Here is a 24529-nt window from a genome sequence, read left to right on the forward strand (position 1 = left end):
ACACAGGTAAAATCCAGCCACAGCCTGAAAAAGCGAGAGGTATTGATGCAAACGTTCAAACGCGGAATAGCGGTGGTCGCACTGCTGTTCAGCCCCCTGACGCTGGCGCAAGACCTGAATTCGCAGCTTACGGCGTGGTTTTCCGAGCGACTGGCAGGGTTCAGTGACGAGGTGATCGTTACCCTCCGGACCCCACCCAACCTGCTGCCTGCCTGTGAGCAACCGGCACTCAGCGTGGCCGGTAGCGCGAAGTTATGGGGCAATGTGAATGTGCTGGCGAGATGCGGTAATGAAAAACGTTACCTACAGGTGAACGTGCAGGCCACGGGCGACTACGTGGTTGCCGCTACCCCCATCGCCCGGGGAAGCGCGCTTAACTCAGCCAGCGTAACGCTAAAACGCGGTCGTCTGGACCAACTGCCGCCACGTACCGTGCTGGACATTAACCAGGTGCAGGAAACGGTGAGTCTGCGTGATGTGGTCGCTGGCCAGCCGATCCAGCTCACCATGCTGCGTCAAGCATGGCGGATAAAAGCGGGTCAGCGCGTGTTGGTTATCGCCAATGGAGACGGTTTTCGCGTGAATGCGGAAGGTAAGGCGCTGAATAATGCGGCGGTTGCCCAGAACGCCAGGGTACGGATGCTTTCAGGCCAGGTCGTCAGCGGCGTCGTCGATTCTGATGGGAATATTCTTATTAACCTATAATAGGTTAAAGATTTTTTTGCGGATGCCGATAGATAATCAACCAATGATTAAAGCGGGCCGCTATAGCGTAACCCCTCGATGAGGATAAAAAAAATGAGTATTGATCGTACCTCACCATTGAAGCCAGTTAGTACTGTCCAACCGCGCGAAGCCAGCGACACGTTGGTCCAAAAAACGCGTAAGGAAAAAACGTCCACGACCAACAGCACTAGCGTCATGTTGAGCGACGCGCAGGCAAAGCTGATGCAACCCGGCACCAACGACATCAATATGGAGCGCGTCGAAGCACTGAAAACCGCCATCCGTAACGGTGAGTTGAAAATGGATACCGGAAAAATTGCCGACTCGCTGATCCGCGAGGCGCAGAGCTACTTACAGAGTAAATAAAGTATGACGCGTTTGTCAGAAATACTTGATCAGATGACGACTGTCCTGAATGACCTGAAAACGGTGATGGATGCTGAGCAGCAGCAACTTTCCGCAGGCCACATTCACGGTAGCCAGCTACAGCGTATTACAGAAGAAAAAAGTTCTTTGCTGGCAACCCTGGATTACCTGGAGCAGCAGCGACGTCTTGAGCACGACGCGACGCGCAGCGCTAATGATGATATTGCCCAACGCTGGCAGACGATTACCACTAAAACGCAGCATTTACGCGATCTCAACCAGCATAATGGTTGGCTGTTGGAAGGACAAATCGAGCGCAATCAACAGGCGCTCGAGGTGCTTAAACCGCATCAGGAACCCACGCTGTATGGCGCTAACGGCCAAACATCTTCAGCCCATCGCGGCGGAAAGAAGTTCTCAATTTGACGAATGCCTGACGGCTCGTAGCTTTCAGGCCTGCGTGTTTTGCAGGCCGGATAAGGTGCTCCCCTCATCCGGCAGTATGTTCATTATGCCGTTCGGCGCACAAACTCTTTCACTTTAAAGCCCAGCACGGCCAGCGCGGCAAAGTAAGCAGTAATGCCGACCAACACCACCGCCATTAAGCGCAGCAGACGCCACAGCATCGTCCCCTGAGACCACTCCGGCATAATGTACAGCATCCCCACCAGCGCCGCAGACATCACCAGCACAGAGATCACCAGACGCGCCAGGAACCAGGCCCAACCCGGCTGTGGCGTGAATATTTTCTGTTTACGCAACTGCCAGTACAGCAGCGAGGCGTTCAGACAGGCCGCCAGACCGATCGACAGCGACAGCCCGGCATGTTTCAACGGACCGATAAACGCCAGGTTCATCACCTGGGTCATAATCAGCGTCACGATGGCAATTTTCACCGGCGTTTTAATGTCCTGACGGGAATAAAATCCGGGGGCCAATACTTTCACCACGATCAGGCCAATCAGGCCGACCGAATACGCTACCAGCGCGCGCTGGGTCATGGACGCATCAAAAGCGGTAAACTTACCGTACTGGAACAATGAAACCGTCAGCGGCTTTGCCAGGATCCCCAATGCCACCGCACTGGGCAAAGCAAGCAGGAAGCACAGGCGTAAACCCCAGTCCATCAGGCGACAATATTCATCATGGTTACCGCTGGAAAAACTTTTTGACAGCGAGGGCAGCAGAATAGTGCCCAGCGCGACGCCCAGAACACCTGACGGGAACTCCATCAAACGGTCAGCGTAGTACATCCAGGAAACCGAACCTGAAGCCAGAAATGACGCGAAAATCGTGTTGATAATCAGGGAAATCTGGCTGACGGAAACGCCGAGGATCGCCGGCCCCATCTGCTTCACTACGCGCATCGCGCCCGCATCACGAAAATTCACGCGCGGCAGCACCAGCATGCCAATTTTCTTCAAGTGCGGAAGTTGATATACCAGTTGCAGCACACCACCGACGGTCACGGCCCACGCCAGCGCCAGCACCGGCGGATTAAAATACGGCGCGGCAAACAGCGCAAAACCGATCATGCTGATGTTGAGAAACGTCGGCGCAAACGCCGGAATAGAGAAACGGTTCCAGGTATTCAGAATCGCACCCGCCAACGAGGCCAGCGAAATCAACAGAATATAAGGAAAGGTTATCTGCAACAGCTGGGTAGTCAGCGTAAATTTGTCAGCAGTATCGGCAAAGCCTGGCGCGGTGACCATGATCACCCACGGCGCGGCAAACATCCCGGCAACCGTCACAACGGCCAACGCCAGCGTCAGCAAGCCAGACACGTAGGAAACAAACACGCGGGTGGCGTCTTCGCCCTGCTTACTTTTGTATTCAGCCAGAATAGGGACAAATGCCTGAGAAAATGCGCCTTCAGCAAAAATTCGACGCAGCAGGTTAGGAAGTTTGAAGGCCACAAAAAAGGCATCGGTCGCCATCCCTGCACCAAAGATTCTGGCGACGATCGCATCACGCGCAAAACCCAGCACGCGTGAGAACATCGTCATTGAGCTGACGGCTGCCAGTGACTTTAATAAATTCATCTATGTTGTATTCCAGACTCTGAGGCAAAACCCCGTATAACCAACATCGCCATCCGGCAATGTCACTGTGCCTGATGGCGACGCCGCAGCGTCTTATCAGGCCTACAAGCCAGCCTATGGTTGAAAAGAGGTGTTATTTTGAGTGGGCATATATACCCGTCATACTTCAAGCTGCATGTGCGTTGGCTGCGCTCGCTCACCCGAATCACTTACCTGAGTAAGCTAACGGGATTCACTCCCTTGCCGCCTGCCTGCAACTCGAATTATTTTGGGTATAGTACCTGGATTATGCTGAATTACTACCGCCAGATGTTACAGGGGGTTATTCGTCCATCGCATCCCGCCACAGCTTTTCCACCACGCGCTGCGCCAGAATAGCCTGCTCACCCGCTGTCTCAGGAACTGTCTGATTTTGCACGCATTCAATAAAATGGCGCGCACATCCGGTAAAGCCTCTCTGCTCCAGCGTCGTTTGCCAGCCGGGTATCGGTTGCTGAACGACACCGTGTCCGCGCTCCTCACGCCATTCACGCATATCCGTGATATCAATTAACCCACCGTCGATAACCGCCTGCACGCTCTCGCGCTGACTGCCCGCACGGCGATGCATACTGGTCGTTATCTGCAGCCGGTCGACGCAGAAATGGTGTTCTGCATACAGCATTGCTCCGGACTCGTTGGTTAACAGCGTGCCGCTATTTAGCTGTGCCTTTCCCCCTGCCAGCCACAGCGCGGTGTCCACCACATGCAGATAGTCATCCAGCAGCGTAAAACGCAGATCGTGTGGCCCGACGCTATCGCTGCGATGCTTATCCATGCGGATGGAGGCTGGCTGGCTTAACTGCGACTTTAACTCGCGATACAGCGGCGCAAACCGGCGGTTAAATCCGACCATCAACGTCAGTTTTTTTCGCGCCGCCAGCTCCACCAGTTGTTCCGCATCACGCAGGTTTTCCGCCAGCGGTTTATCCACGCAAACGTGGACCCCGGCATGAAGCAATTCGCTGACTACCGCATGGTGCGTCGCAGTACTGGAGTGTACGAAAACCGCATCACAGGTTGCCGCCAGGTTTTGTAATGAATCAACATACGGCATGCGCCAGGCTGCACAAATCCGTTCTGCTTTCTCACGCGAAGGTGACCAGGCCCCCTGTAACGTCCAGTCCGCAGCGGCGCCCAACACGGGTAGCCAGGCCTTTTGCGCGATGCCGCCCAACCCGACGACACCGATACGAAGTTTTTTCACGTTACTCTCCCAGATGCGCCAGCAAGGATTCGAGCCGCTGTTTTAACTCAGCGACTTCGCTTTCCAGCACCTCAACGCGCGCCTGCAAATCGCTGGATGCCGCCTGAGGCTCATCGGCGGTTGTCACCATCGTCAGATCGACGTCGCCACAGAACAGATGCATATAGCGGCTTTCGCGTTTTCCCGGTTCACGCGCCAGACGGACCACGTAAGGACCATCTTCGCGGGTGGCCAGCTGTTCCAGTGTTGACTCCACTTCCGCCACATCGCTGAATTCATACATGCGGGATGCGCGACTACGCAGTTCGCCCGGCGTCTGCGCACCGCGCAGTAACAGCGTGGTGATCAAGGCCACCTCACCGGCGCTGAGCTTAAGGTTACCAAACTCTGAATTGCAGAAGCGCTGTTCGTACTTGGTCACACGATTGCCGAATCCGCTCACCGTACGCAAGAAATGGCGTTTCACCAGATTATCGAGCTGATCCTGCACCTCCGATTCCGACAGATTCATCACCGGTTCACGATTGGTTTTTTGGTTACAGGCGGTCACGACACCATTCACGGAGAGCGGATATTGTTCCGGCGTAGTCACCTGTTTTTCCAGCAAACAGCCAATCACGCGTGCTTCGGTAGCGGTTAATTCATATTTCATCGTCTTCTCCATTCATCAGCCAATACAGCTGAAACTTAGCGACCGGGGGTCCATTCTGATGTTGTTAACGCCGTCAGCACATGATCGCGCCACTGCCCATCTATCAGCAGATAGTCTTTGGCATAACCTTCTTTTTCAAATCCAAGCCGCGCCAGCAAATCGCCGCTACGTTTATTGTGTGGCATATAGTTCGCCATAATGCGATGAATATGCTGCGTACGCTGCATATAGCGAATGGCTGCAACCAATGCCTCATACATCAATCCCTGCCCTTGCCACTTTTGCGCAATGGAATAGCCGAGATAGCAGGCGTGAAACGATCCACGCACAACGTTGGAGAAATTTGCAACACCGATAATCTCTTTCTCTTCCGGGTCGAGCAGCGCAAAGTAATAGGCAGAGCCTTGTTTATGAAACTCGGTGATCATACTCAGACGCGCCTGCCAGCCAGAGGGATAGCAGTGGCTTTCATCGCGAATAGGCTCCCATGGCTTTAAGAAATGACGATTCTCTGCGTAATAATCTGCCAGACGCCAGGCATCACGCTCATGCACTAAACGCACGACCAGGCGGTCCGTGGTTAAGCGCACTTTTGGCACGTTACTGCGATAGCCAAACATTCTATACCTACTCCTTCCCGCACCGTTTTCAATACGCTATTCGCGATACTATACCTGTACAAATATGCCCGATGAAAAGAGCAAAACACCATTTCTTGAATTATTCACACATTTTGATGAAAACTCTCTATCAAGACCGACTTTTGATAAAAAAATATTGTCCCGCCGAGGGTGGGAAAAGGTCAGACAACCCCGCAGAATAGACAGGCTTACCGTTAAAACTCTAAACAGAGTGACGAGTTTTTCCCTGGAGGGGAAATGTCGCAAGTCTCGCAGGCGAGGAACCTGGGTAAATATTTCCTGCTTATCGATAATATGCTGGTCGTGCTGGGCTTCTTCGTCGTCTTCCCGCTGATCTCGATTCGTTTCGTCGACCAAATGGGTTGGGCCGCCGTGATGGTCGGCATCGCGCTCGGGTTACGTCAATTTATTCAGCAGGGTTTGGGAATTTTTGGCGGGGCCATTGCCGACCGTTTTGGCGCAAAACCGATGATTGTCACCGGCATGCTGATGCGCGCCGCCGGGTTTGCGACGATGGGAATCGCCCATGAACCCTGGCTTCTGTGGTTTTCCTGTTTTCTCTCCGGGCTGGGCGGCACGCTGTTCGATCCCCCCCGTTCGGCGCTGGTGGTCAAACTGATCCGCCCGGAAAAGCGCGGACGCTTCTTCTCCATCCTGATGATGCAGGACAGCGCCGGGGCGGTCATTGGGGCATTACTGGGAAGCTGGCTGTTACAGTATGACTTCAGGCTGGTCTGCGCCACCGGGGCCATTATCTTCATCCTGTGCGCCGCCTTTAACGCCTGGTTGCTTCCTGCGTGGAAACTATCGACAGTGAAAATTCCGGTGCGTGAAGGGATGAACCACGTGATGCGTGACAAGCGATTTGTCACTTACGTGCTGACGCTGGCAGGTTACTACATGCTGGCAGTCCAGGTGATGCTGATGCTGCCGATTATGGTTAACGACATTGCAGGATCCCCGGCGGCCGTCAAATGGATGTATGCCATCGAGGCGTGCCTCTCGTTAACGTTGCTCTACCCGATTGCCCGCTGGAGCGAAAAACGTTTTCGCCTTGAACACCGTCTGATGGCCGGTCTGTTAATCATGTCACTCAGCATGATGCCTATTGGGTTGGTCGGAAACCTACAGCAGCTCTTCACCCTGATCTGCACGTTCTATATCGGCTCCATTATTGCTGAGCCAGCACGTGAAACGCTCAGCGCCTCGCTGGCGAGCGCACGGGCCCGGGGGAGCTATATGGGCTTTAGTCGGCTGGGACTCGCCATCGGCGGCGCCATAGGCTACATCGGCGGCGGCTGGCTGTTTGATATGGGTAAGGCACTGTCGCAGCCCGAGTTACCGTGGATGATGCTGGGTGTTATCGGCATTATCACCTTCCTGGCGCTGGGCTGGCAGTTCAGCCACAAACGCACGACGCGTGGAATGCTGGAGCCTGATGCCTGACGCGTAACCCTCAGCCCGGACACCTTTTCAGTTTTTTCTGCTGGTGTCCGGGGCGCTGGTACTGGATGCTGCTTTGTGTCACGATTACGCCATAAGCATCATGTTGAGGAACCCCATGAAAAAGTTTTTTTTTGCTGCTGCACTCATTGTCAGCGGCCTGTTGGTTGGTTGTAATCAACTCACACAATACACGGTAAGCGAGCAAGAAATTAACCAGGCGCTGGCAAAGCATAATAATTTTTCGAAAGATATCGGTTTGCCCGGCGTTGCTGAAGCCCACATCGTGCTGAGCAATCTGACCAGCCAGATCGGTCGTGAAGAACCCAATAAAGTGACCCTGACCGGCGATGCCAACCTGGACATGAACTCACTATTTGGCAGCCAGAAAGCGACAATGAAGCTGAAGTTAAAAGCATTACCGGTGTTCAATAAAGAAAAAGGCGCGATTTATCTGCAAGAGATGGAAGTGGTTGATGCGACCGTCACGCCAGAAAAAATGCAGTCGGTTTTGCAAACCCTGATGCCATATTTAAACCAGTCGCTGCGCAATTATTTCAACCAGCAACCGGCATACGTCCTGCGTGAAGACAGCAGTGAAGGCGAAGCGCTGGCGAAAAAGCTGGCAAAAGGAATTGAAGTAAAACCGGGTGAAATCATCATCCCGTTCACCGATTAACACACCAAAGGGCGCATCAGCGCCCTTTTTTTCGTGCAAACGAAAACGTTTCCGCTTATCCTTTGTTTCCGGCAAAAAAGACTATCCTCAGCCGGAGCATATTGATGACTGCACCATCCCAGGTATTAAAGATCCGCCGCCCAGACGACTGGCATCTTCACTTTCGCGATGGCGACATGTTGAAAACTGTCGTGCCCTATACCAGTGAAATTTATGGACGCGCAATTGTCATGCCGAACCTGGCACAGCCCGTCACTACTGTTGACGCAGCCATCGCTTACCGTCAGCGTATACTGGACGCCGTACCTGCCGGACACGATTTCACCCCGTTAATGACCTGCTATCTGACGGACACGCTGGATCCCAACGAACTGGAGCGCGGGTTCAACGAAGGTGTTTTCACCGCCGCCAAACTCTACCCGGCTAACGCCACCACCAACTCTACTCACGGCGTGACCTCTATTGATGCCATCATGCCGGTTCTGGAACGGATGGAAAAACTCGGCATGCCTTTGCTGGTGCACGGTGAAGTCACGCATGCGGAGATTGATATATTCGATCGCGAAGCACGCTTTATTGACACGGTGATGGAGCCATTGCGGTCGCGTCTGACCGCGCTGAAAGTGGTGTTTGAACATATCACCACTAAAGACGCCGCCGACTACGTGCGTGACGGCAATGATCTGCTGGCAGCGACCATTACCCCGCAGCATTTGATGTTTAACCGTAACCATATGCTGGTCGGGGGCATTCGTCCGCATCTGTATTGCCTGCCTATTCTCAAGCGAAACATCCACCAGCAGGCGCTGCGTGAACTGGTCGCCAGTGGTTTCAGCCGGGCGTTCCTCGGCACTGACTCGGCGCCGCATGCGCGTCATCGTAAAGAATCCAGCTGCGGCTGCGCGGGGTGTTTTAATGCCCCTACCGCACTCGCCAGTTATGCCACCGTCTTCGAAGAGATGAACGCCCTGGCCCATTTCGAGGCCTTCTGCTCGCTTAACGGTCCTCGCTTCTACGGACTGCCGGTTAACGACACCTTTATTGAACTGGTTAAAGAAGAGCAGCAGATACCGGAAAGTATCGCTCTGGAGGGAGACACGCTGGTGCCTTTCCTCGGCGGTGAAACCGTACGCTGGTCAGTGAAACGCTAAAAAAAAGTCGCAACCTGTTGTCAACTGGCGAAGTTAACTGTATAAATAACCAGTATATTCAACAGGGGGCTATTATGCGTATTGAAGTCACTATTGCCAAAACTTCACCTTTGCCTGCTGGCGCCATTGACGCGTTGTCAGGTGAACTCTCCCGTCGTATTCACCATCATTTTCCGGATAACGACGGTAACGTCACCGTTCGTTATGCCGGCACAAACAATCTATCGGTCATTGGCGCGACAAAAGAGGACAAAGAACGCATCAGCGAGATCCTGCAAGAGACATGGGAAAGCGCGGATGACTGGTTCATTAATGAATAAAAAATGATATGCAGTGATGTTTTTTTGCCGGGTCGCCCCGGCTTTTTTTATTTTCCCGTATCATAAAGATTTCGAGCAATCTCTCTCAACAAAACAGTTAATGTTTATTTACATGCTGATTATCTTTTAGTCAAAACCACAAAATAACTGCACAACATGCTAAAAAAATATGAATGACATGCCGGTTTATCGTTCAGATAACACTTAAAACAAAAAAATCATGCCCTGTTCTCTTTAAATTTTCAGTGAATACCCTTATTTATTGATATACTGAACTTGCTTCAGAAAAAAACGCATTGAACCTCGAAAACCGTTGTCTAGTAACACGAATTAGGGGGCATGATGGAAAAGAATAATGAAGTCATTCAGACTCATCCGCTTGTAGGATGGGACATCAGCACCGTTGATAGCTATGATGCGCTGATGCTGCGTTTGCACTACCAGACCCCGAATCGTCCAGACCCAAATGGGACTGAAGTTGGTCAAACGCTCTGGTTAACCACTGATGTTGCCAGGCAATTTATTTCAATATTAGAAGCCGGAATCGCCAAAATTGAATCAGGTGATTTCCCCGCTAATGAGTATCAGCGTCATTAAATCTGATGCACCCAACCTTCAAAAGGCACCTTAACGGTGCCTTTCTTATTTGATAGTTGAATAATGCGGGTCAGTTATTTACCCTGCTACTATCGCGATTGCAGAGAGAAGCGGATGAAATACGACTTAATCATTATTGGCAGCGGTTCCGTAGGCGCCGCCGCCGGATACTATGCCACGCGCGCCGGTCTGAATGTACTGATGATCGATGCACATATGCCGCCGCACCAACAGGGTAGCCATCACGGCGATACACGCTTAATTCGTCATGCCTATGGCGAAGGTGAAAAATACGTTCCGTTGGTCCTGCGTGCGCAGACATTGTGGGATGAACTCGCCCAGCATAATGAAGAACCTGTGTTTGTCCGTTCTGGCGTTGTCAACCTCGGCCCGGCAGATTCCACGTTCTTATCTAACGTGGCGCAAAGCGCAAAACAGTGGCAGCTCAACGTTGAACAGTTGGATGCCGCTGCCATCATGGCCCGTTGGCCCGAAATTCGTGTCCCGGAAAACTATATCGGCCTGTTTGAGGCCGATTCAGGTTTTCTGCGCAGTGAGTTGGCCATTAAGACCTGGATTCGCCTGGCTGAGGAAGCAGGCTGCGCTCAGCTGTTTAAATGCCCGGTTACCGCGATTCACCATCATGATGATCGCGTAACGGTTGAGACCGCAGACGGCGACTATCACGCGGAAAAAGCGCTGGTGAGTGCCGGCACCTGGGTACAGGCATTAGTACCGGAATTGCCGATACAGCCAGTGCGCAAAGTGTTCGCGTGGTATCAGGCTGACGGGCGCTACAGCGTTAAAAACAATTTCCCGGCCTTCACCGGCGAATTGCCTAATGGCGATCAGTATTACGGTTTCCCGGCCGAGAACGACGAACTGAAGATTGGTAAACATAACGGCGGGCAGGTTATTCGCTCAGCCGAAGAGCGCAAAGCGTTTGCCGCTGTCGCCAGCGATGGTTCAGAGGCTTTCCCGTTCCTGCGTTCTGTTCTGCCCGGCGTGGGATGTTGTCTGCACGGTGCGTCGTGCACCTACGATAACTCTCCGGATGAAGACTTTATTATTGATACGCTACCCGGACATGATAATACGCTTATTATTACCGGGCTAAGCGGTCACGGCTTTAAGTTTGCCTCGGTACTGGGGGAAATTGCGGCTGATTTTGCCCAGGACAAGCCGTCGGCCTTCGACCTGGCACCGTTCAAACTGAGCCGTTTTAAACGATAACCATGATATGGCCTCGCCACTGGGGCCATTTTATTGAAGGAATAATAGTGATGCGCCGCATCGTTGACTATCTGGTGAATAATATACGCGAGCATTTTATGCTCTACATTATTTTATGGTCGCTGCTGGCAATCATGGATGTAATATATATTATGTTTTTCTGATCTTAGCCTGCTGACAATAATTGACAGCAATTGAGATTTCTTTAATTTTTATTGTGATTAATTGAATAATCAGAAACCCTGCAAAGTACCTCACATCAGGCTCTACCCGCCCATCTTTCTCTAAACACCTGATGATCAACTCATCATCACATCAAATTTATTGAATTAAGAATAAATATCATCACTATTGTTATTTATTAGTTGCATTAATGTCTTTTACAGGCCATTTTCATTCACTTCTGAAATATCTATCGGTGTATTTATGCAATTCAATAATAGTCCACAGCGCTATGGTGTGGTGTCAGCCGTTTTACACTGGCTGGTCGCGCTTGCCGTGTATGGCATGTTTGCGTTGGGTTTATGGATGGTCACACTCAGCTATTACGATGGCTGGTACCACCAGGCACCTGAACTGCATAAAAGCATCGGCGTATTGCTGATGATGGGGCTTGTGATTCGCGTGGTCTGGCGGCTGTTCTCTCCTCCTCCTGCGGCATTGAAAAGCTATTCTCGCTTAACTCGTCTGGCTGCGGCCCTGGGCCACCTCAGTTTATATCTGCTGCTGTTCTCCATTGTCATCAGTGGGTATTTAATTTCGACCGCAGACGGCAAACCCATCAGCGTCTTTGGCTGGTTTGAGATCCCCGCCACGCTCGCCAACGCCGGGGCGCAGGCCGATCTCGCCGGAAGCCTGCACCTGTGGCTTGCCTGGAGCGTTGTGGTCCTCTCTCTTTTACATGGGCTGATGGCCCTGAAACACCACTTTATCGACAACGACGATACCCTTAATCGCATGTTGGGAAAATCGTCATCTGACTATGGAGCTTAAAATGAAAAAAAACCTGCTGGGACTGACTCTCGCATCTTTACTGTTTACCACCGGTTCGGCCATCGCGGCAGATTACAAAATCGACAAAGAAGGACAACATGCCTTTGTTAATTTTCGTATTCAGCATCTGGGATACAGCTGGCTATACGGCACCTTTAAAGACTTCGACGGATCGTTTACCTTCGATGAAAAAAATCCAGCCGCCGATAAAGTGAACGTCACCATTAACACCAACAGCGTTGACACTAATCATGCCGAGCGTGACAAGCATCTGCGCAGCGCAGATTTCCTTAACGTCGCCAAATTCCCGCAGGCGACCTTCACCTCCACCAGCGTGAAGAAAGCGGGTAACGACCTGGATATTACCGGGGATCTGACGCTGAACGGCGTCACCAAACCGGTCACGCTGGACGCGAAGCTTATTGGTCAGGGTGGCGATCCGTGGGGTGGCACCCGTGCAGGCTTTGAAGCGCAAGGGAAGATTAAGCTGAAGGACTTTAACATCACCACCGACCTGGGGCCTGCTTCACAGGAAGTAGACTTAATCATCTCGGTAGAAGGTGTTCAGCAGAAATAGCATCTCAATGCTGCCAAAATGGAAGCCGGATGAGGCTGTAGCCCTCATCCGGCATCATTTTATTGCGCAGGGTCCGGAATACCCAGTTTAGTATTCAGACGGCCACGGGACTTATTAAAAATTTTATTGCCATTCTCACGACCTGCGCGACGGCGACGTTGTTCCTCTTCAGGCAACGTACTCTCTTCACAACACAGATCGCTGCAGCACCCTTTGTACTTCTCGGCGCAGGCCGGGCACTGGATAAACAGCAGATGGCAGCCGTCATTTTTGCAGTTGGTATGGCTGTCGCACGCCACACCACACTGGTGACAATGTGCGATAACATCTTCGGAGATCCGCTCCCCCATCCGCTCATCAAAAACAAAGTTTTTACCGATGAAGCGTACCGGAAGTCCCTGTTCTCGAGCTTTACGGGCATATTCAATAATGCCGCCCTCAATGTGCCAGACTTTACTGAACCCGTTGTATTTCATCCAGGCGCTGGCCTTCTCACAGCGAATACCGCCCGTGCAGTACATTACGATTTTTTTATCTTTATGTTCCTGCATCATTTCAACGGCTTTCGGCAACTGATCGCGGAACGTATCTGCCGGGATCTCCATGGCGTTCTCGAAGTGCCCCACCTCATACTCATAGTGGTTGCGCATATCGATAAACACCGCGTCAGGATCGTCAAGCATGGCGTTCACTTCTGCCGCCTTCAGGTAATCACCAACGTTGCTGGCATCAAAAGCAGGATCATCGATGCCATCTGCCACAATACGTTCACGGACTTTCATGCGCAGTACCCAGAACGATTTTCCGTCATCGTCCAGCGCAATGTTAAGTCTCAGCCCGGCAAACGCAGGATCAAACGCGTACAGCTGCTGACGGAATGCCTCGACCTTGCTTTGCGGCACGCTGATTTGTGCGTTAATGCCTTCGTGCGCCAGATATACGCGCCCGAAAACGTTCAGCTCGGTGAACAGTTGGTACAGCGCATCACGCGTATCCTGAGGATTAACGAGGTTGAAATATTTATAAAATGAAATCGTGGTGCGCGGCTCAGATTCCGCCAACATTTTAGCTTTGAGCGCGTCATTCGAAATGCGGTTGTGTAACACTGGCATGGTGTACGTTTCCTGCAGTCAGTAAAAAGATGAAAATCGGCCGGTATCATAAAGCAAACATCGCCAATTTACATCCACACATTTTACGCTACATTTCATACTTCATGATAAAAGCGTCACAACAATTGACGAAAAACCAGCCATTCTCCCGTCACAAATTTTTGATACGCGCGAAAAAATGCGACAATACAGGGCATTGGTCGTTTAATGACAGGATAGACATGACGAATTTACCCAAGTTCTCGGCTGCACTTTTGCATCCACGTTATTGGTTAACCTGGCTAGGTATTGGCATCCTTTGGTTGATCGTGCAGTTACCCTATCCGTTCCTCTATAAGCTGGGCTGTACATTAGGTCGGCTGGCGTTACATGTGATGAGACGCCGGGCAAAGATTGTTTCGCGTAATCTGGAGCTGTGCTTCCCACAGATGAGCGAACAAGAGCGTCAGCAGATGGTGGTAAAAAACTTTGAGTCCGTCGGCATGGGCGTAGTGGAAACCGGCATGGCCTGGTTTTGGTCCGACCGTCGTATTACGCGCTGGACCGAAGTAATCGGCATGGAGCATATTCGTGATGTTCAGGCACAGCAGCGTGGGATCCTGTTAGTGGGTCTGCACTTTCTGACGCTTGAATTAGGCGCGCGTCAGTTTGGTTTACAGGAACCCGGTATCGGGGTGTATCGCCCCAACGACAATCCGCTGCTCGACTGGCTGCAAACCTGGGGGCGTATGCGCTCCAATAAATCAATGCTCGATCGTAAAGATCTAAAAGGGATGGTCAAGGCTCTGAAGAAAGGTGAAGTGGTCTGGTATGCCCCGGATCACGACTACGGCCCACGCTCCAGCGTCTTTGTGCCGCTGTTTGCTGTAGAGCAGGCTGCAACCACCTCTGGGACGTGGATGCTGTCGCGGATGTCCAATGCGTGTCTGGTGCCGTTTGTCCCTCGTCGTAAACCTGACGGCAAAGGGTATCAGTTGATTATGCTGCCGCCGGAATGTTCGCCGCCGCTGGACGATGCTGAAACCACCGCCGCGTGGATGAACAAAATTATTGAGAAATGCATCATGATGGCGCCGGAGCAATATATGTGGCTACATCGCCGGTTCAAAACACGCCCTGAAGGCGCACCTTCCTTGTACTGACCCTTTGTTGCAGCCCGCGGGCTGCAACATCTCGCCCCCCTGTTTAGGTTTTACTGCTCTGCACATTGCAGCGACTATCAACCAGGCGCATAATTAGTCTGCTTACTTATTTTTACACGATAGCGCAAACAGCGCGCCACACTGCGGATCGCTATGTCACCCTCAGATGTCTCCATCAACTGGAAGCGTAATCTCACGGTTGCCTGGCTCGGTTGCTTTTTAACCGGTGCAGCATTTAGCCTGGTGATGCCTTTCTTACCCCTGTATGTCGAAAGCCTCGGCGTGACGGGACACGGTGCCCTAAACATGTGGTCGGGTCTGGTGTTCAGCATTACGTTTCTTTTTTCAGCTATCGCTTCACCTTTCTGGGGCGGCCTTGCAGATCGCAAAGGCAGGAAAATCATGCTCCTGCGCTCAGCGCTGGGGATGGCTGTCGTGATGCTGCTAATGGGGCTGGCGCAAAATATCTGGCAGTTTTTGATCCTGCGTGCGCTGCTGGGACTGCTTGGGGGGTTCATTCCCAATGCGAATGCGCTGATCGCCACCCAGGTGCCGCGCAATAAAAGCGGCTGGGCGCTGGGAACACTTTCAACCGGCGGCGTCAGTGGCGCACTGCTGGGCCCACTGGCGGGAGGCTTGCTTGCCGACCAATACGGATTGCGCCCCGTTTTCTTTATTACCGCCAGCGTGCTGCTGCTCTGTTTTATGCTGACGTTATTTTTTATTCGTGAGCATTTTCAATCGGTCAGCAAAAAAGAGATGTTGCACATTCGGGAGGTCGTCGGATCCTTAAAAAATCCAAAGCTGGTACTGAGTCTGTTCGTCACCACACTGATCATTCAGGTCGCAACCGGATCCATCGCACCTATCTTGACGCTGTATGTGCGGGAACTGGCGGGTAACGTCGGCAATATCGCTTTTATCAGCGGCATGATCGCTTCCGTTCCCGGCGTGGCCGCTTTACTCAGCGCGCCAAGGCTGGGCAAATTAGGCGACCGCATAGGCCCGGAGAAGATCCTGATTGTCGCCCTGGTCATTTCCGTATTGCTGCTCATCCCCATGTCATTCGTCCAGACGCCCTGGCAGCTCGGCGTCCTGCGCTTTTTGCTGGGAGCCGCCGACGGCGCACTGCTCCCTGCCGTACAAACGCTGCTGGTCTATAACTCAACCAACCAAATAGCCGGGCGTATTTTCAGCTACAACCAGTCATTTCGTGATATTGGCAACGTGACGGGGCCACTGATGGGCGCAGCTATTTCAGCCAACTATGGTTTTCGCGCGGTCTTCTGCGTGACCGCGGGAGTGGTCTTATTTAACGCGCTCTACTCCTGGAACAGCCTGCGCCGACGTCGCGAAACCCAGCGCACGCAATGATTTTTGTGCATTCATACTTGCACTAGCGGAGAATCAACTATTATTTCCCTGAATACCTCATTAAATCAAAGGGAGACGCTGATGACCATGTATGCCACGCTGGAAGAAGCCATTGATGCTGCCCGTGAAGAGTTTCTGGCTGATAACCCCGACCTAGATGCGGACGACGCCAGTGTTCAGCAGTTGAACGTACAAAAGTATGTGCTACAGGATGGTGACATCATGTGGCAGGCTGAGTTTTTCGCCGACGAAGATGAGGAAGGCGAATGTCTGCCGATGCTGAGCGGTGAAGCGGCACAAAGCGTCTTTGATGGCGATTATGATGAGATTGAAATTCGCCAGGAGTGGCTGGAGGAAAATACCCTCCACGAGTGGGATGAAGGCGAATTCCAGCTTGAACCACCTCTGGATACCGAGGAAGGTCAGACGGCAGCCGACGAATGGGATGAGCGGTAATTACTCGTAGGGACCATGATGGATGTCAAGGGGCAACAGCAGCGTATCAAACACCAGTGAAAAAGGCAGATCGATCAGGGTGACATAGCGCCATGCTGAATCCCGGACATCCCACTGCACGCCGGGATAGTATTGATTTCCGTGACCTTGCCCCGGGATCGTGCGGCTAATAATACTGCCGCACCCACTCAGCAAGATGACCATGATTCCAACCGCAAGTATTCGCACCTGAACCCTCATTAACAACATTGCCATCCGCATAAAAAAATACCGGCACCAGGCCGGTATTTTCACATTTCAGGTGTTCTATTTCTTCCTGAGTGCCAGCGGGTTCAGGGTTATCCCCTGATAATAATTAACCCACGACGAATACTTATCCGGCGAGTTCCAGACGCGATAATGTAAACGCGCCATGGTCACCGGATCGCTCAACAGCACAAGGCGGCGATCGCGATTCAGTTTCTCAGGTGTATCGTTCAGCGCCTGCTCGACATGACGGTCACGGGCAATCTCCAGCACGTTACTGGCGCGGTGACGCGCGGTCGCCATCGCCGTAGCCAGTGCGTTAAATGACGGGTTAAACACCGCGTGCATAAAGCCGTCATCCAGCGAGCGATTGCGATTCATCACCAGGTAGTTATCCGTATCCACCAGCACCTGCGGAGGAGAATACTCTTCCGGGATCAGGAACAGCTTCCAGCGCTTGGTACGTAACCCTATCGTTGAACGGCTGGAAATCACCGACACAAACGGCGACAGGATCAGGGAGAAGACAATCGGTGCCAGCCAGAACAGGAAGCGCAGATCCAGCCAAGCCATACCGACCGCCCAGACCAGACCCAGCAGCAGCTGGGAGCCGTGACGCATAAACGCTTCACCCCACGGAGTGGAGTCATCATCACGCTGCGGCGAGTTCCAGACGACTTCCCACCCGAGGAAAGCACTGACCACGAAGACGGTATGGAACAGCATACGCACCGGCGCCAGCAGCACGGAGAACAGCACCTCCAGCAGCAGCGACAGCGTCACGCGGACAAAACCGCCGTACTCTTTCGTCCCTTTGCACCAGATGAGCAAAATACTCAGCAGCTTCGGCAGGAACAGCAGCACCATGGTTGAGGCAAACAGTGCAATCGCCAGTTCAGGACGCCACTGCGGCCACACCGGGAACAGCTGACGCGGCTGCAGGAAGTATTGCGGCTCCGTCAGCGCATGCACCACCTGCAATGCGGTTGAAAGCGCGAGGAACATAAACCACAGCGGGGCAGACAGATAAGACATCACGCCCGTCAGGAACACCGCACGGTGAACCGGATGCATCCCTTTGACCAGGAACAGACGGAAGTTCATCAGGTTGCCGTGACACCAACGACGGTCACGCTTCAGTTCATCAAGCAGGTTTGGCGGCAGCTCTTCATAAGAACCCGGCAGATCGTAGGCAATCCACACCCCCCAGCCTGCACGACGCATTAACGCCGCTTCCACGAAGTCATGGGAGAGGATCGAACCCGCAAACGAGCCTTCACCCGGTAGCGGTGCGAGCGCACAATGCTCAATAAACGGCTTCACGCGAATAATCGCGTTGTGACCCCAGTAGTGCGACTCCCCGAGCTGCCAGAAGTGAAGCCCGGCGGTAAACAGCGGCCCATACACGCGCGTAGCAAACTGCTGGCAGCGTGCATACAGCGTGTCCATACCGGACGCTTTTGGCGACGACTGAATAATACCGGCATTCGGGTTCGCTTCCATCAGACGCACCAGGCCGGTCAGGCAATCGCCGCTCATTACCGAGTCAGCGTCCAGGACGACCATGTAGCTGTACTGATTCCCCCAGCGACGGCAGAAGTCATCAATGTTACCGCTTTTACGCTTCACACGACGACGACGACGGCGGTAGAAAATCTGTCCTTCGCCCTGCACTTCAGCGATCAGCTCCATCCAAGCTTTTTGTTCCGCCACGCAGATATCAGGGTTGTAGCTGTCGCTCAGGATGTAGACATCGAAATGCGCAGCATTACCCGTGGCTTTCACCGATTCCCACGTGGCGCGCAGCCCCGCGAATACGCGGTCAACGTCCTCGTTACAGATAGGCATGATCAACGCGGTGCGGTGCTCAGGGTTTAATGCTTCATCCCCCACCGTTGACGCGGAAATACTGTACTTATCGCGGCCAATCAGCAGTTGCAAGAACCCCATCAGCGCGGTCCAGAACCCTGCCGATACCCAGCAGAACAACACCGCAAACAGAATCAGGATACCGGTCTGGAGCACATAGGGCAGCAATTGCATAAAGGAGACCCACAGGTCCTGCCCCATCATGTCTGCCGGATTAATGAACGCCCAGCCCTGGTACGGAAGAATGGTCTTCATATACCAGGTCGCAACGACCGTTTGCGCCAGCGTTAAGATAAGCAGCGTATAGCGGCGAATCGTCCCGACGGTACGCCATTTCTGTTCACTTTCTTGTTCTTCTTTCGTCAAACGAGAAAGATAACGCGGCGTAACATCGCGTCCACGCAGACGATCCCAAAAACGGCCTACCGGGTTGGTACGCCAGGGATCGGGAAACATAGATGTACGCGTAGCCTTCGGCATAGCCTGCAGCTGGTCGCGTCCTTCATCGTCTTTGATTAACTGCTCTTTGGCCAGAGAATCCGGCCAGGCTTGCTCAAGGCGAGCTTTAACAGACCCCTGCGGTGAATCGTCTTCGCGCGAGTAAGTACGATGCTCAGCATCCAGCGCCTGATGAACGGCGCGGATGTCAGTTTTCGGCAGTGCCGCTTTCTCGATATCCGAAAGCGGCATTGCGTCAATATACTCAGTTGTCTTATTCATTGGCAGGTAACTGGTAGCTCCAGGTTTCACTCAACGGCTGATCGGCATTGACCAACGCAGCACGCATTTCAGTGGTTTTCTTCGCATCTTTCACTTTCACGCGCAGCATCAGACGCCAACCCTTAGTGACCGGGTTATAACGCACCGTACTCTCAACGATTTCACCGTTATCACCAATGCTGGTTTGCGCGGTGACTGGGGTATCCTGCGGCAGTTTTTTCATATCTGCGCCGGCAAAATCGACGATAAATGCAATCGTGCCGTCAGGCTGACGAATGAGGTTCGATTGTTTGACATCACCGGTAGAACGACGTGTCTGCTGTACCCAGGCATTATCCGGCGCATGAAGTTTGTCTTCATCGCGGGTAAAGGTCAGCGTGTACTTGAAGTTCATCTCTTTGCCTGCTTCAGGCAGTTGGTCCGGCGTCCAGTAAGCGACGATGTTGTCGTTGGTTTCATCGTTGGTTGGGATTTCAACTAACTCAAGTTTCCCCTTGCCCCAGTCACCTTTCGGCGTTACCCAGGCACTCGGACGCAGGTCGTAGCGGTCGTCGATATCTTCAAAACGCGAGAACTGGCGGCCACGTTGCAGCAGACCAAATCCCTGCGGGTTTTCCATCGCAAAACTGCTCACCGCGAGGTGTTTCGGGTTATTCAGCGGACGCCAAATCCACTCGCCGTTGCCAGCATGGATAGACAAACCGTTAGAGTCGTGCAGCTCCGGACGATAGTTGGTCGCCGGAGACGGTTGGTTCGGCCCGAACAGGAACATACTGGTCAGCGGCGCAACGCCCAGTTTGCCTACTTTGTCGCGCAGGTAAACTTTGGACTGAACGTCCACCACCGTGTCACGGCCTGGCATAATCACAAAACGATAGGCCCCGGTGGCGCGTGGGGAGTCCAGCAATGCATAGATGGTTAAACGTTTGTCAGTCGGTTTTGGACGCTCGATCCAAAACTCGCGAAAACGGGGAAATTCTTCACCGGAAGGCAGTGCGGTATCAATAGCGAGGCCGCGTGCAGACAGGCCATAAACCTGACCGGCTCCCAGGACGCGGAAATAGCTGGCACCGAGCATGCTGACGATTTCATCGTTTTTATCTTTGCTGTTGATCGGGTACAGCACCTTGAACCCGGCGAAACCGAGATCTTTTACCGTGTCTTTATCATGCTGAACATCGCCGAAATTAAAATAATCCGGGTTGTATTTGATTCTCTTTACCGCTGTGGCGGTAACTTCGTTGATCTTGACCGGCGTGTCGAAGTACATACCCTGGTGGTAGAACTCGAGCTTAAATGGGGTCTTGAGATTGCTCCAGTAGGCTTTATCGTGATTGAACTGGATCTGCTGATAATCCGCATACTTCATGTCGCGGAAAACGGAGGGCAAGTTACTTTTAGGCGCCTCATAGCCTTTATCGGCTAAGGATTGAGCTTGCTTTGCCACATCATCAATACTGAATGCCCAGCTCGAAGATGTGTACAGCGTTAACATGACTGCTGCACCCAACCAACGCATTTTCATCATTTGTAGTTTATGTTTCATAATTAGTAAGCACTTCCCCCTTTGTGTGCTTATATTGATCCGATCCATTTTAATGGATAATCGGGTATTCCGACAACTGAATCCCTGTATTGTTCGCGCGCTGGCTCATGGTTTAATCAGGTTCATCTGCCTGTTTTCACTTTGCGTGCTTATCCTGGAGACAGGTTGTTGGACTTCGTGTAGGGTTGCCCTCGAATGTAACCATTATTCGTCTTAGGGATAAGACGAAAAGTCTGAGAATACGTAACTGTTTATGAGCTCTGTATCCCCTCCGCGTGAATATTTTCTTGACTCCATCCGCGCCTGGCTGATGTTGTTGGGGATCCCATTCCATATCTCATTGATCTATTCCACACACACCTGGCACGTGAACAGTGCTGAACCGTCGTGGTGGCTAACCTTGTTTAACGACTTCATCCATGCGTTTCGCATGCAGGTGTTTTTTGTTATTTCGGGTTATTTTTCCTACATGTTGTTTTTACGCTATCCATTAAAACGCTGGTGGAAAGTGCGTGTTGAGCGCGTGGGGATCCCGATGTTGACCGCGATTCCCTTGCTCACACTGCCGCAATTTATCATGCTGCAATATGTAAAAGGGAAAGCAGAGAGTTGGCACACGCTCAGCGGGTACGATAAATATAACGCCCTTGCCTGGGAGCTCATTTCTCATCTGTGGTTTTTGCTGGTCCTTGTGGTGTTAACGACCGTGAGCATGTGGGTATTTACCCAAATTAAGAAGCGTCAGGAAAGCCAGCAGGGAACGCCCCCTGCCCCAGCGTCAATGGTAAAGTTAACGCTAATTTTTGCCTTGCTTGGTGTGGGCTACGCCGTCGTCAGACGAACCATTTTTATTCTCTACCCTTCGATCCTCAGCGACGGCATGTTTAATTTTGTCGTCATGCAAACGCTGTTTTATGTGCCTTTCTTTATGCTCGGCGCGCTGGCATTCATTAATCCCAATCTGAAGGCGCTGTTCACCACCCCCTCGCGTGGTTGCACTCTCGGTGCAGGAGCGGCCTTTGTGGCGTACCTACTCAACCAACGTTACGGCAACGGCGACGCCTGGATGTATGAAACTGAATACGTGGTAACCATGGTTCTGGGGCTGTTGATGGTTAACGTGGTCTTTTCGCTCGGCTATCGTTTATTGAATTTTCAGTCAGCGCGCGTAACCTATTTTGTCAATGCATCGCTGTTTATTTATCTGGTGCATCATCCGTTAACGCTGTTTTTCGGCGCCTATATCACACCGCACATCTCATCCAATCTGCTGGGCTTTCTCTGTGGACTGCTGTTTGTGGTCGGGATCGCGGTGATACTGTACGAAATTCATCTCCGGATCCCGGTACTGAAGTTTTTGTTTTCAGGAAAACCGCCGGTTAAGCAGGACAAAAACAAGGCCGTCACTGGTTAGCTTGGGTTACGTCGTTCAGAGCAACCATTCAATCGGTAATATCGAGGCCAGCTTCACCAATACCCGCTTCCAGAATCCGGTGGCGGGTTCTTTTTTCAGCACCTGCTCATGACCCTGCTGGCGGTCAACCCAGTTAATCCGTCCCCAGCGATCGAGACGCAATTGCCAGGCAACATCATGCTGACTCTGCATAAAACGGTTATGAATTAGTGCGGCCAGGCTTTCACTTTCAATCACAAATCCCATTTCCGTGTTGAGCAATGTGGAGCGCGGATCAAAATTAAGCGAGCCGATAAACACCTTACGCCCGTCAATACTGAAAGTTTTAGCGTGCAAACTCGAGCCCGAATTACCGGTTAATCCGCGATCGTGCACAGCCGTGGCGCGATCGCGTGTCGGTTTAAGCTCATATAATTCCACACCATAGCGCAGCAGTTTTTTTCGCCAGCGCGCGTAGCCGGCATGAACAATTGCCACATCATTCGCCGCCAGCGAATTGGTTAGAATGGCAATTTTGACCCCTTTTCTCACCAAACGCAGCAGTTGGGCCACGCCCGCCCGTGTAGGCACAAAATAGGCGGAAATAATATCAATACGCTCGGTAGGTGAGCCCATAATATCGAACAAGCGCTGAGGTAATAGCGAATGGCGCGGAGCCTTCCCCTCACCTTTTAGCGGGTCGTCGCTGAGCAGGCGTGTTTTGGCCCAAATCAGCGGCAACGCCCCCCGATCGAGACTGGCCATAAACTGGCTGGTTTCCAGCTTATTCAGGTAACGGCGAGTTATATCATCGTTATACCAGGACTCCGGCAGGTCAATACGCTGGGTAGGTTCAGGCTCTGACAGTGAGAGCACTTTTTTGAGTGTTGAAACGGACTGACACTGCCAGTAACGTTCAAAATCATCCGCAACCTCGGTCACCACCGGCCCTACGGCCATTACATCCAAATCAGAAAATAGCGGCTGTTCGCCTGCGCCAAAATAGGCGTCACCGATATTGCGCCCGCCAACCAACGTGACCACCCCGTCGGCGGTATAACTTTTATTGTGCATACGGCGGTTAAGTCGGGCGAAATCGGTTAAATAGCCCACCGCACGCAAGATGCGAAAAGAGAAAGGATTAAACAGGCGGACTTCGATATTCGGGTGGTTATCCAGTAATTGCAGCGTATCATCCAGACCCGGCGTGTTGTTGTCGTCCAGCAACAAACGGACCCGCACGCCACGTTTCGCTGCGGCCAGCAGTACCGAAAACAATAGCAGCCCGGACATGTCGTTCTCCCAGATGTAATACTGCACATCCAGGGAGCGTTCTGCCATTTCAGTGAGTCGATAGCGAGCGGCAAACGCATCCAGACTGTCACCCAGCGCAAGGATGCCGCATTGTTCAGGATGGCTGGCGCAAAGCGGAGTAATTGCGCGCTCGAGCCGCGTCATATCAGGCTGGGTTATCATCGCCTTGCTGGGTGAGTAATCTGTTATAAAGTTGGGCCGTTTCGTCATCAAAACACACGAAGTAAATCTGCTCAGGTAGCGCCCGGCGGGTCGTGAACCTCAACACCGTGTTGACGGCGATTTCCGCTGCTGCTGCGCGCGGATAACCATACACTCCCGTGCTAATCGCCGGAAAAGCAATGGATTGATAGCCATTGGCTAAGGCCAGTTGCAGCGTGTTCAAATAGGCCTCTTCGAGACGTTCAGCTTCATGATGATCGCCCCCCTGCCACACAGGCCCCACGGTATGAATAACCGCTTTCGCAGGAAGATTGCCTGCCAGAGTGATGACCGCATGACCCGTTGGACATTCTCCCTGCTGTTGGATAACCTGTTTGCAGGCCTCCAACAATGCCGGTCCGGCAGCGCGATGAATTGCCCCATCCACACCACCGCCTCCCAATAGGGACGAATTGGCAGCATTGACGATCACATCAACAGCCATCGTCGTAATGTCGCCCTGTACCACATGAACACGCGATTGCAT

26 protein-coding genes are annotated in these 24529 nt (G+C 52.4%); 16 read left to right on the forward strand and 10 right to left on the reverse strand.

The window, feature by feature from the left end:
* Positions 1-45 precede the first annotated feature (45 nt).
* The 3 genes from flgA to flgN all read left to right on the forward strand — a co-directional run bounded on the left by flgA (position 46) and on the right by flgN (position 1518).
* Positions 46-705, forward strand: a complete 660-nt coding sequence (gene flgA, locus AC3ITF_RS14005) for a flagellar basal body P-ring formation chaperone FlgA (protein ID WP_181490355.1) — start codon at positions 46-48, stop codon at positions 703-705.
* Between the two features lie 93 nt (positions 706-798).
* Positions 799-1092 carry a flagellar biosynthesis anti-sigma factor FlgM gene (gene flgM, locus AC3ITF_RS14010; RefSeq protein WP_096757564.1) on the forward strand — a complete coding sequence of 98 codons (294 nt, stop codon included), beginning with the start codon at positions 799-801 and terminating at the stop codon, positions 1090-1092.
* A gap of 3 nt (positions 1093-1095) precedes the next feature.
* Positions 1096-1518: a flagella biosynthesis chaperone FlgN gene (gene flgN / locus AC3ITF_RS14015; protein ID WP_115258870.1), complete on the forward strand. Its 423-nt coding sequence runs from the start codon at positions 1096-1098 to the stop codon at positions 1516-1518.
* An 83-nt stretch (positions 1519-1601) separates the two neighbouring features.
* On the opposite strand, the gene murJ is transcribed toward flgN, so the two are convergent.
* The 4 genes from murJ to rimJ form a co-directional block, all read right to left on the reverse strand.
* Positions 1602-3137 (reverse strand): murein biosynthesis integral membrane protein MurJ, encoded by a 1536-nt coding sequence (gene murJ / locus AC3ITF_RS14020; protein WP_489175764.1) that lies wholly within the window; start codon positions 3135-3137, stop codon positions 1602-1604.
* 322 nt (positions 3138-3459) lie between these two features.
* Entirely contained in the window at positions 3460-4383 is a 924-nt protein-coding gene (locus AC3ITF_RS14025) for a Gfo/Idh/MocA family protein (protein ID WP_489175765.1), read from the reverse strand.
* A 1-nt stretch (position 4384) separates the two neighbouring features.
* The gene (locus AC3ITF_RS14030) at positions 4385-5035 is read right to left on the reverse strand and encodes a YceH family protein (protein ID WP_096757568.1); all 651 of its coding nucleotides are present in this window, start codon (positions 5033-5035) and stop codon (positions 4385-4387) included.
* Between the two features lie 35 nt (positions 5036-5070).
* Positions 5071-5655: a ribosomal protein S5-alanine N-acetyltransferase gene (gene rimJ / locus AC3ITF_RS14035; RefSeq protein WP_115258871.1), complete on the reverse strand. Its 585-nt coding sequence runs from the start codon at positions 5653-5655 to the stop codon at positions 5071-5073.
* Between the two features lie 258 nt (positions 5656-5913).
* Between rimJ and mdtH the strand changes: the two genes are divergently transcribed.
* The 9 genes from mdtH to AC3ITF_RS14080 all read left to right on the forward strand — a co-directional run bounded on the left by mdtH (position 5914) and on the right by AC3ITF_RS14080 (position 12669).
* Entirely contained in the window at positions 5914-7122 is a 1209-nt protein-coding gene (mdtH, locus tag AC3ITF_RS14040) for a multidrug efflux MFS transporter MdtH (RefSeq protein WP_096757570.1), read from the forward strand.
* Positions 7123-7237: 115 nt separating this feature from the next.
* Entirely contained in the window at positions 7238-7798 is a 561-nt protein-coding gene (locus AC3ITF_RS14045) for a lipoprotein (RefSeq protein WP_096757571.1), read from the forward strand.
* Positions 7799-7902: 104 nt separating this feature from the next.
* Positions 7903-8949 (forward strand): dihydroorotase, encoded by a 1047-nt coding sequence (gene pyrC / locus AC3ITF_RS14050; protein WP_489175766.1) that lies wholly within the window; start codon positions 7903-7905, stop codon positions 8947-8949.
* A gap of 74 nt (positions 8950-9023) precedes the next feature.
* Entirely contained in the window at positions 9024-9269 is a 246-nt protein-coding gene (gene dinI / locus AC3ITF_RS14055; RefSeq protein ID WP_137400361.1) for a DNA damage-inducible protein I, read from the forward strand.
* Positions 9270-9611: 342 nt separating this feature from the next.
* Positions 9612-9866, forward strand: a complete 255-nt coding sequence (bssS, locus tag AC3ITF_RS14060; RefSeq protein WP_096757575.1) for a biofilm formation regulator BssS — start codon at positions 9612-9614, stop codon at positions 9864-9866.
* 114 nt (positions 9867-9980) lie between these two features.
* Complete coding sequence (solA, locus tag AC3ITF_RS14065) at positions 9981-11099, forward strand: N-methyl-L-tryptophan oxidase (protein ID WP_489175767.1); 1119 nt, start codon at positions 9981-9983, stop codon at positions 11097-11099.
* 50 nt (positions 11100-11149) lie between these two features.
* Positions 11150-11263 (forward strand): YceO family protein, encoded by a 114-nt coding sequence (locus tag AC3ITF_RS14070; protein WP_096757577.1) that lies wholly within the window; start codon positions 11150-11152, stop codon positions 11261-11263.
* A 262-nt stretch (positions 11264-11525) separates the two neighbouring features.
* The gene (locus tag AC3ITF_RS14075; RefSeq protein ID WP_115258876.1) at positions 11526-12092 is read left to right on the forward strand and encodes a cytochrome b; all 567 of its coding nucleotides are present in this window, start codon (positions 11526-11528) and stop codon (positions 12090-12092) included.
* A gap of 1 nt (position 12093) precedes the next feature.
* Positions 12094-12669: a YceI family protein gene (locus AC3ITF_RS14080; RefSeq protein WP_096757579.1), complete on the forward strand. Its 576-nt coding sequence runs from the start codon at positions 12094-12096 to the stop codon at positions 12667-12669.
* Positions 12670-12728: 59 nt separating this feature from the next.
* Here AC3ITF_RS14080 and trhO read toward each other — a convergent pair whose 3' ends face one another.
* On the reverse strand, positions 12729-13781 hold the full coding sequence (trhO, locus tag AC3ITF_RS14085; RefSeq protein WP_137362093.1) for an oxygen-dependent tRNA uridine(34) hydroxylase TrhO: 1053 nt from the start codon (positions 13779-13781) through the stop codon (positions 12729-12731).
* 221 nt (positions 13782-14002) lie between these two features.
* Here trhO and AC3ITF_RS14090 point away from each other — a divergent pair, with 221 nt between their 5' ends.
* The 3 genes from AC3ITF_RS14090 to AC3ITF_RS14100 all read left to right on the forward strand — a co-directional run bounded on the left by AC3ITF_RS14090 (position 14003) and on the right by AC3ITF_RS14100 (position 16753).
* The gene (locus AC3ITF_RS14090) at positions 14003-14923 is read left to right on the forward strand and encodes a Kdo(2)-lipid IV(A) acyltransferase (protein WP_117341757.1); all 921 of its coding nucleotides are present in this window, start codon (positions 14003-14005) and stop codon (positions 14921-14923) included.
* A 153-nt stretch (positions 14924-15076) separates the two neighbouring features.
* Complete coding sequence (mdtG, locus tag AC3ITF_RS14095) at positions 15077-16297, forward strand: multidrug efflux MFS transporter MdtG (protein WP_135912261.1); 1221 nt, start codon at positions 15077-15079, stop codon at positions 16295-16297.
* An 81-nt stretch (positions 16298-16378) separates the two neighbouring features.
* Entirely contained in the window at positions 16379-16753 is a 375-nt protein-coding gene (locus AC3ITF_RS14100; RefSeq protein WP_096757583.1) for a MysB family protein, read from the forward strand.
* Here AC3ITF_RS14100 and AC3ITF_RS14105 read toward each other — a convergent pair whose 3' ends face one another.
* The 3 genes from AC3ITF_RS14105 to mdoG form a co-directional block, all read right to left on the reverse strand.
* On the reverse strand, positions 16754-16993 hold the full coding sequence (locus AC3ITF_RS14105; protein ID WP_217439126.1) for a YceK/YidQ family lipoprotein: 240 nt from the start codon (positions 16991-16993) through the stop codon (positions 16754-16756).
* A gap of 66 nt (positions 16994-17059) precedes the next feature.
* Entirely contained in the window at positions 17060-19588 is a 2529-nt protein-coding gene (gene mdoH, locus AC3ITF_RS14110) for a glucans biosynthesis glucosyltransferase MdoH (RefSeq protein ID WP_115258879.1), read from the reverse strand.
* Positions 19581-21116: a glucans biosynthesis protein MdoG gene (mdoG, locus tag AC3ITF_RS14115; RefSeq protein WP_096759435.1), complete on the reverse strand. Its 1536-nt coding sequence runs from the start codon at positions 21114-21116 to the stop codon at positions 19581-19583. Before mdoG ends, mdoH begins: the two co-directional genes overlap by 8 nt.
* A 271-nt stretch (positions 21117-21387) precedes the next feature.
* On the opposite strand from mdoG, the gene mdoC reads away from it, so the two are divergent.
* Positions 21388-22548 carry a glucans biosynthesis protein MdoC gene (gene mdoC, locus AC3ITF_RS14120; protein ID WP_115258880.1) on the forward strand — a complete coding sequence of 387 codons (1161 nt, stop codon included), beginning with the start codon at positions 21388-21390 and terminating at the stop codon, positions 22546-22548.
* A gap of 15 nt (positions 22549-22563) precedes the next feature.
* On the opposite strand, the gene AC3ITF_RS14125 is transcribed toward mdoC, so the two are convergent.
* Positions 22564-24051 carry a phospholipase D family protein gene (locus AC3ITF_RS14125; protein ID WP_489175768.1) on the reverse strand — a complete coding sequence of 496 codons (1488 nt, stop codon included), beginning with the start codon at positions 24049-24051 and terminating at the stop codon, positions 22564-22566.
* Positions 23987-24529 carry an O-acetyl-ADP-ribose deacetylase gene (gene ymdB, locus AC3ITF_RS14130; protein WP_117341753.1) on the reverse strand — a complete coding sequence of 181 codons (543 nt, stop codon included), beginning with the start codon at positions 24527-24529 and terminating at the stop codon, positions 23987-23989. The genes AC3ITF_RS14125 and ymdB overlap by 65 nt, the downstream gene beginning before the upstream one ends.

The sequence above is a fragment of the Citrobacter sp. KH_055_1 genome, assembly GCF_057838705.1.

Excerpts from the sequence above, each read along its gene's own strand:
- flgA (WP_181490355.1), top strand. The coding sequence starts at position 46 with ATGCAAACGTTCAAACGCGGAATAGCGGTGGTCGCACTGCTGTTCAGC.
- flgM (WP_096757564.1), top strand. The coding sequence starts at position 799 with ATGAGTATTGATCGTACCTCACCATTGAAGCCAGTTAGTACTGTCCAA.
- flgN (WP_115258870.1), top strand. The coding sequence starts at position 1,096 with ATGACGCGTTTGTCAGAAATACTTGATCAGATGACGACTGTCCTGAAT.
- murJ (WP_489175764.1), bottom strand. The coding sequence starts at position 3,137 with ATGAATTTATTAAAGTCACTGGCAGCCGTCAGCTCAATGACGATGTTC.
- AC3ITF_RS14030 (WP_096757568.1), bottom strand. The coding sequence starts at position 5,035 with ATGAAATATGAATTAACCGCTACCGAAGCACGCGTGATTGGCTGTTTG.
- rimJ (WP_115258871.1), bottom strand. The coding sequence starts at position 5,655 with ATGTTTGGCTATCGCAGTAACGTGCCAAAAGTGCGCTTAACCACGGAC.
- mdtH (WP_096757570.1), top strand. The coding sequence starts at position 5,914 with ATGTCGCAAGTCTCGCAGGCGAGGAACCTGGGTAAATATTTCCTGCTT.
- AC3ITF_RS14045 (WP_096757571.1), top strand. The coding sequence starts at position 7,238 with ATGAAAAAGTTTTTTTTTGCTGCTGCACTCATTGTCAGCGGCCTGTTG.
- pyrC (WP_489175766.1), top strand. The coding sequence starts at position 7,903 with ATGACTGCACCATCCCAGGTATTAAAGATCCGCCGCCCAGACGACTGG.
- dinI (WP_137400361.1), top strand. The coding sequence starts at position 9,024 with ATGCGTATTGAAGTCACTATTGCCAAAACTTCACCTTTGCCTGCTGGC.
- bssS (WP_096757575.1), top strand. The coding sequence starts at position 9,612 with ATGGAAAAGAATAATGAAGTCATTCAGACTCATCCGCTTGTAGGATGG.
- solA (WP_489175767.1), top strand. The coding sequence starts at position 9,981 with ATGAAATACGACTTAATCATTATTGGCAGCGGTTCCGTAGGCGCCGCC.
- AC3ITF_RS14070 (WP_096757577.1), top strand. The coding sequence starts at position 11,150 with ATGCGCCGCATCGTTGACTATCTGGTGAATAATATACGCGAGCATTTT.
- AC3ITF_RS14075 (WP_115258876.1), top strand. The coding sequence starts at position 11,526 with ATGCAATTCAATAATAGTCCACAGCGCTATGGTGTGGTGTCAGCCGTT.
- AC3ITF_RS14080 (WP_096757579.1), top strand. The coding sequence starts at position 12,094 with ATGAAAAAAAACCTGCTGGGACTGACTCTCGCATCTTTACTGTTTACC.
- trhO (WP_137362093.1), bottom strand. The coding sequence starts at position 13,781 with ATGCCAGTGTTACACAACCGCATTTCGAATGACGCGCTCAAAGCTAAA.
- AC3ITF_RS14090 (WP_117341757.1), top strand. The coding sequence starts at position 14,003 with ATGACGAATTTACCCAAGTTCTCGGCTGCACTTTTGCATCCACGTTAT.
- mdtG (WP_135912261.1), top strand. The coding sequence starts at position 15,077 with ATGTCACCCTCAGATGTCTCCATCAACTGGAAGCGTAATCTCACGGTT.
- AC3ITF_RS14100 (WP_096757583.1), top strand. The coding sequence starts at position 16,379 with ATGACCATGTATGCCACGCTGGAAGAAGCCATTGATGCTGCCCGTGAA.
- AC3ITF_RS14105 (WP_217439126.1), bottom strand. The coding sequence starts at position 16,993 with ATGAGGGTTCAGGTGCGAATACTTGCGGTTGGAATCATGGTCATCTTG.
- mdoH (WP_115258879.1), bottom strand. The coding sequence starts at position 19,588 with ATGAATAAGACAACTGAGTATATTGACGCAATGCCGCTTTCGGATATC.
- mdoG (WP_096759435.1), bottom strand. The coding sequence starts at position 21,116 with ATGATGAAAATGCGTTGGTTGGGTGCAGCAGTCATGTTAACGCTGTAC.
- mdoC (WP_115258880.1), top strand. The coding sequence starts at position 21,388 with ATGAGCTCTGTATCCCCTCCGCGTGAATATTTTCTTGACTCCATCCGC.
- AC3ITF_RS14125 (WP_489175768.1), bottom strand. The coding sequence starts at position 24,051 with ATGACGAAACGGCCCAACTTTATAACAGATTACTCACCCAGCAAGGCG.
- ymdB (WP_117341753.1), bottom strand. The coding sequence starts at position 24,529 with ATGCAATCGCGTGTTCATGTGGTACAGGGCGACATTACGACGATGGCT.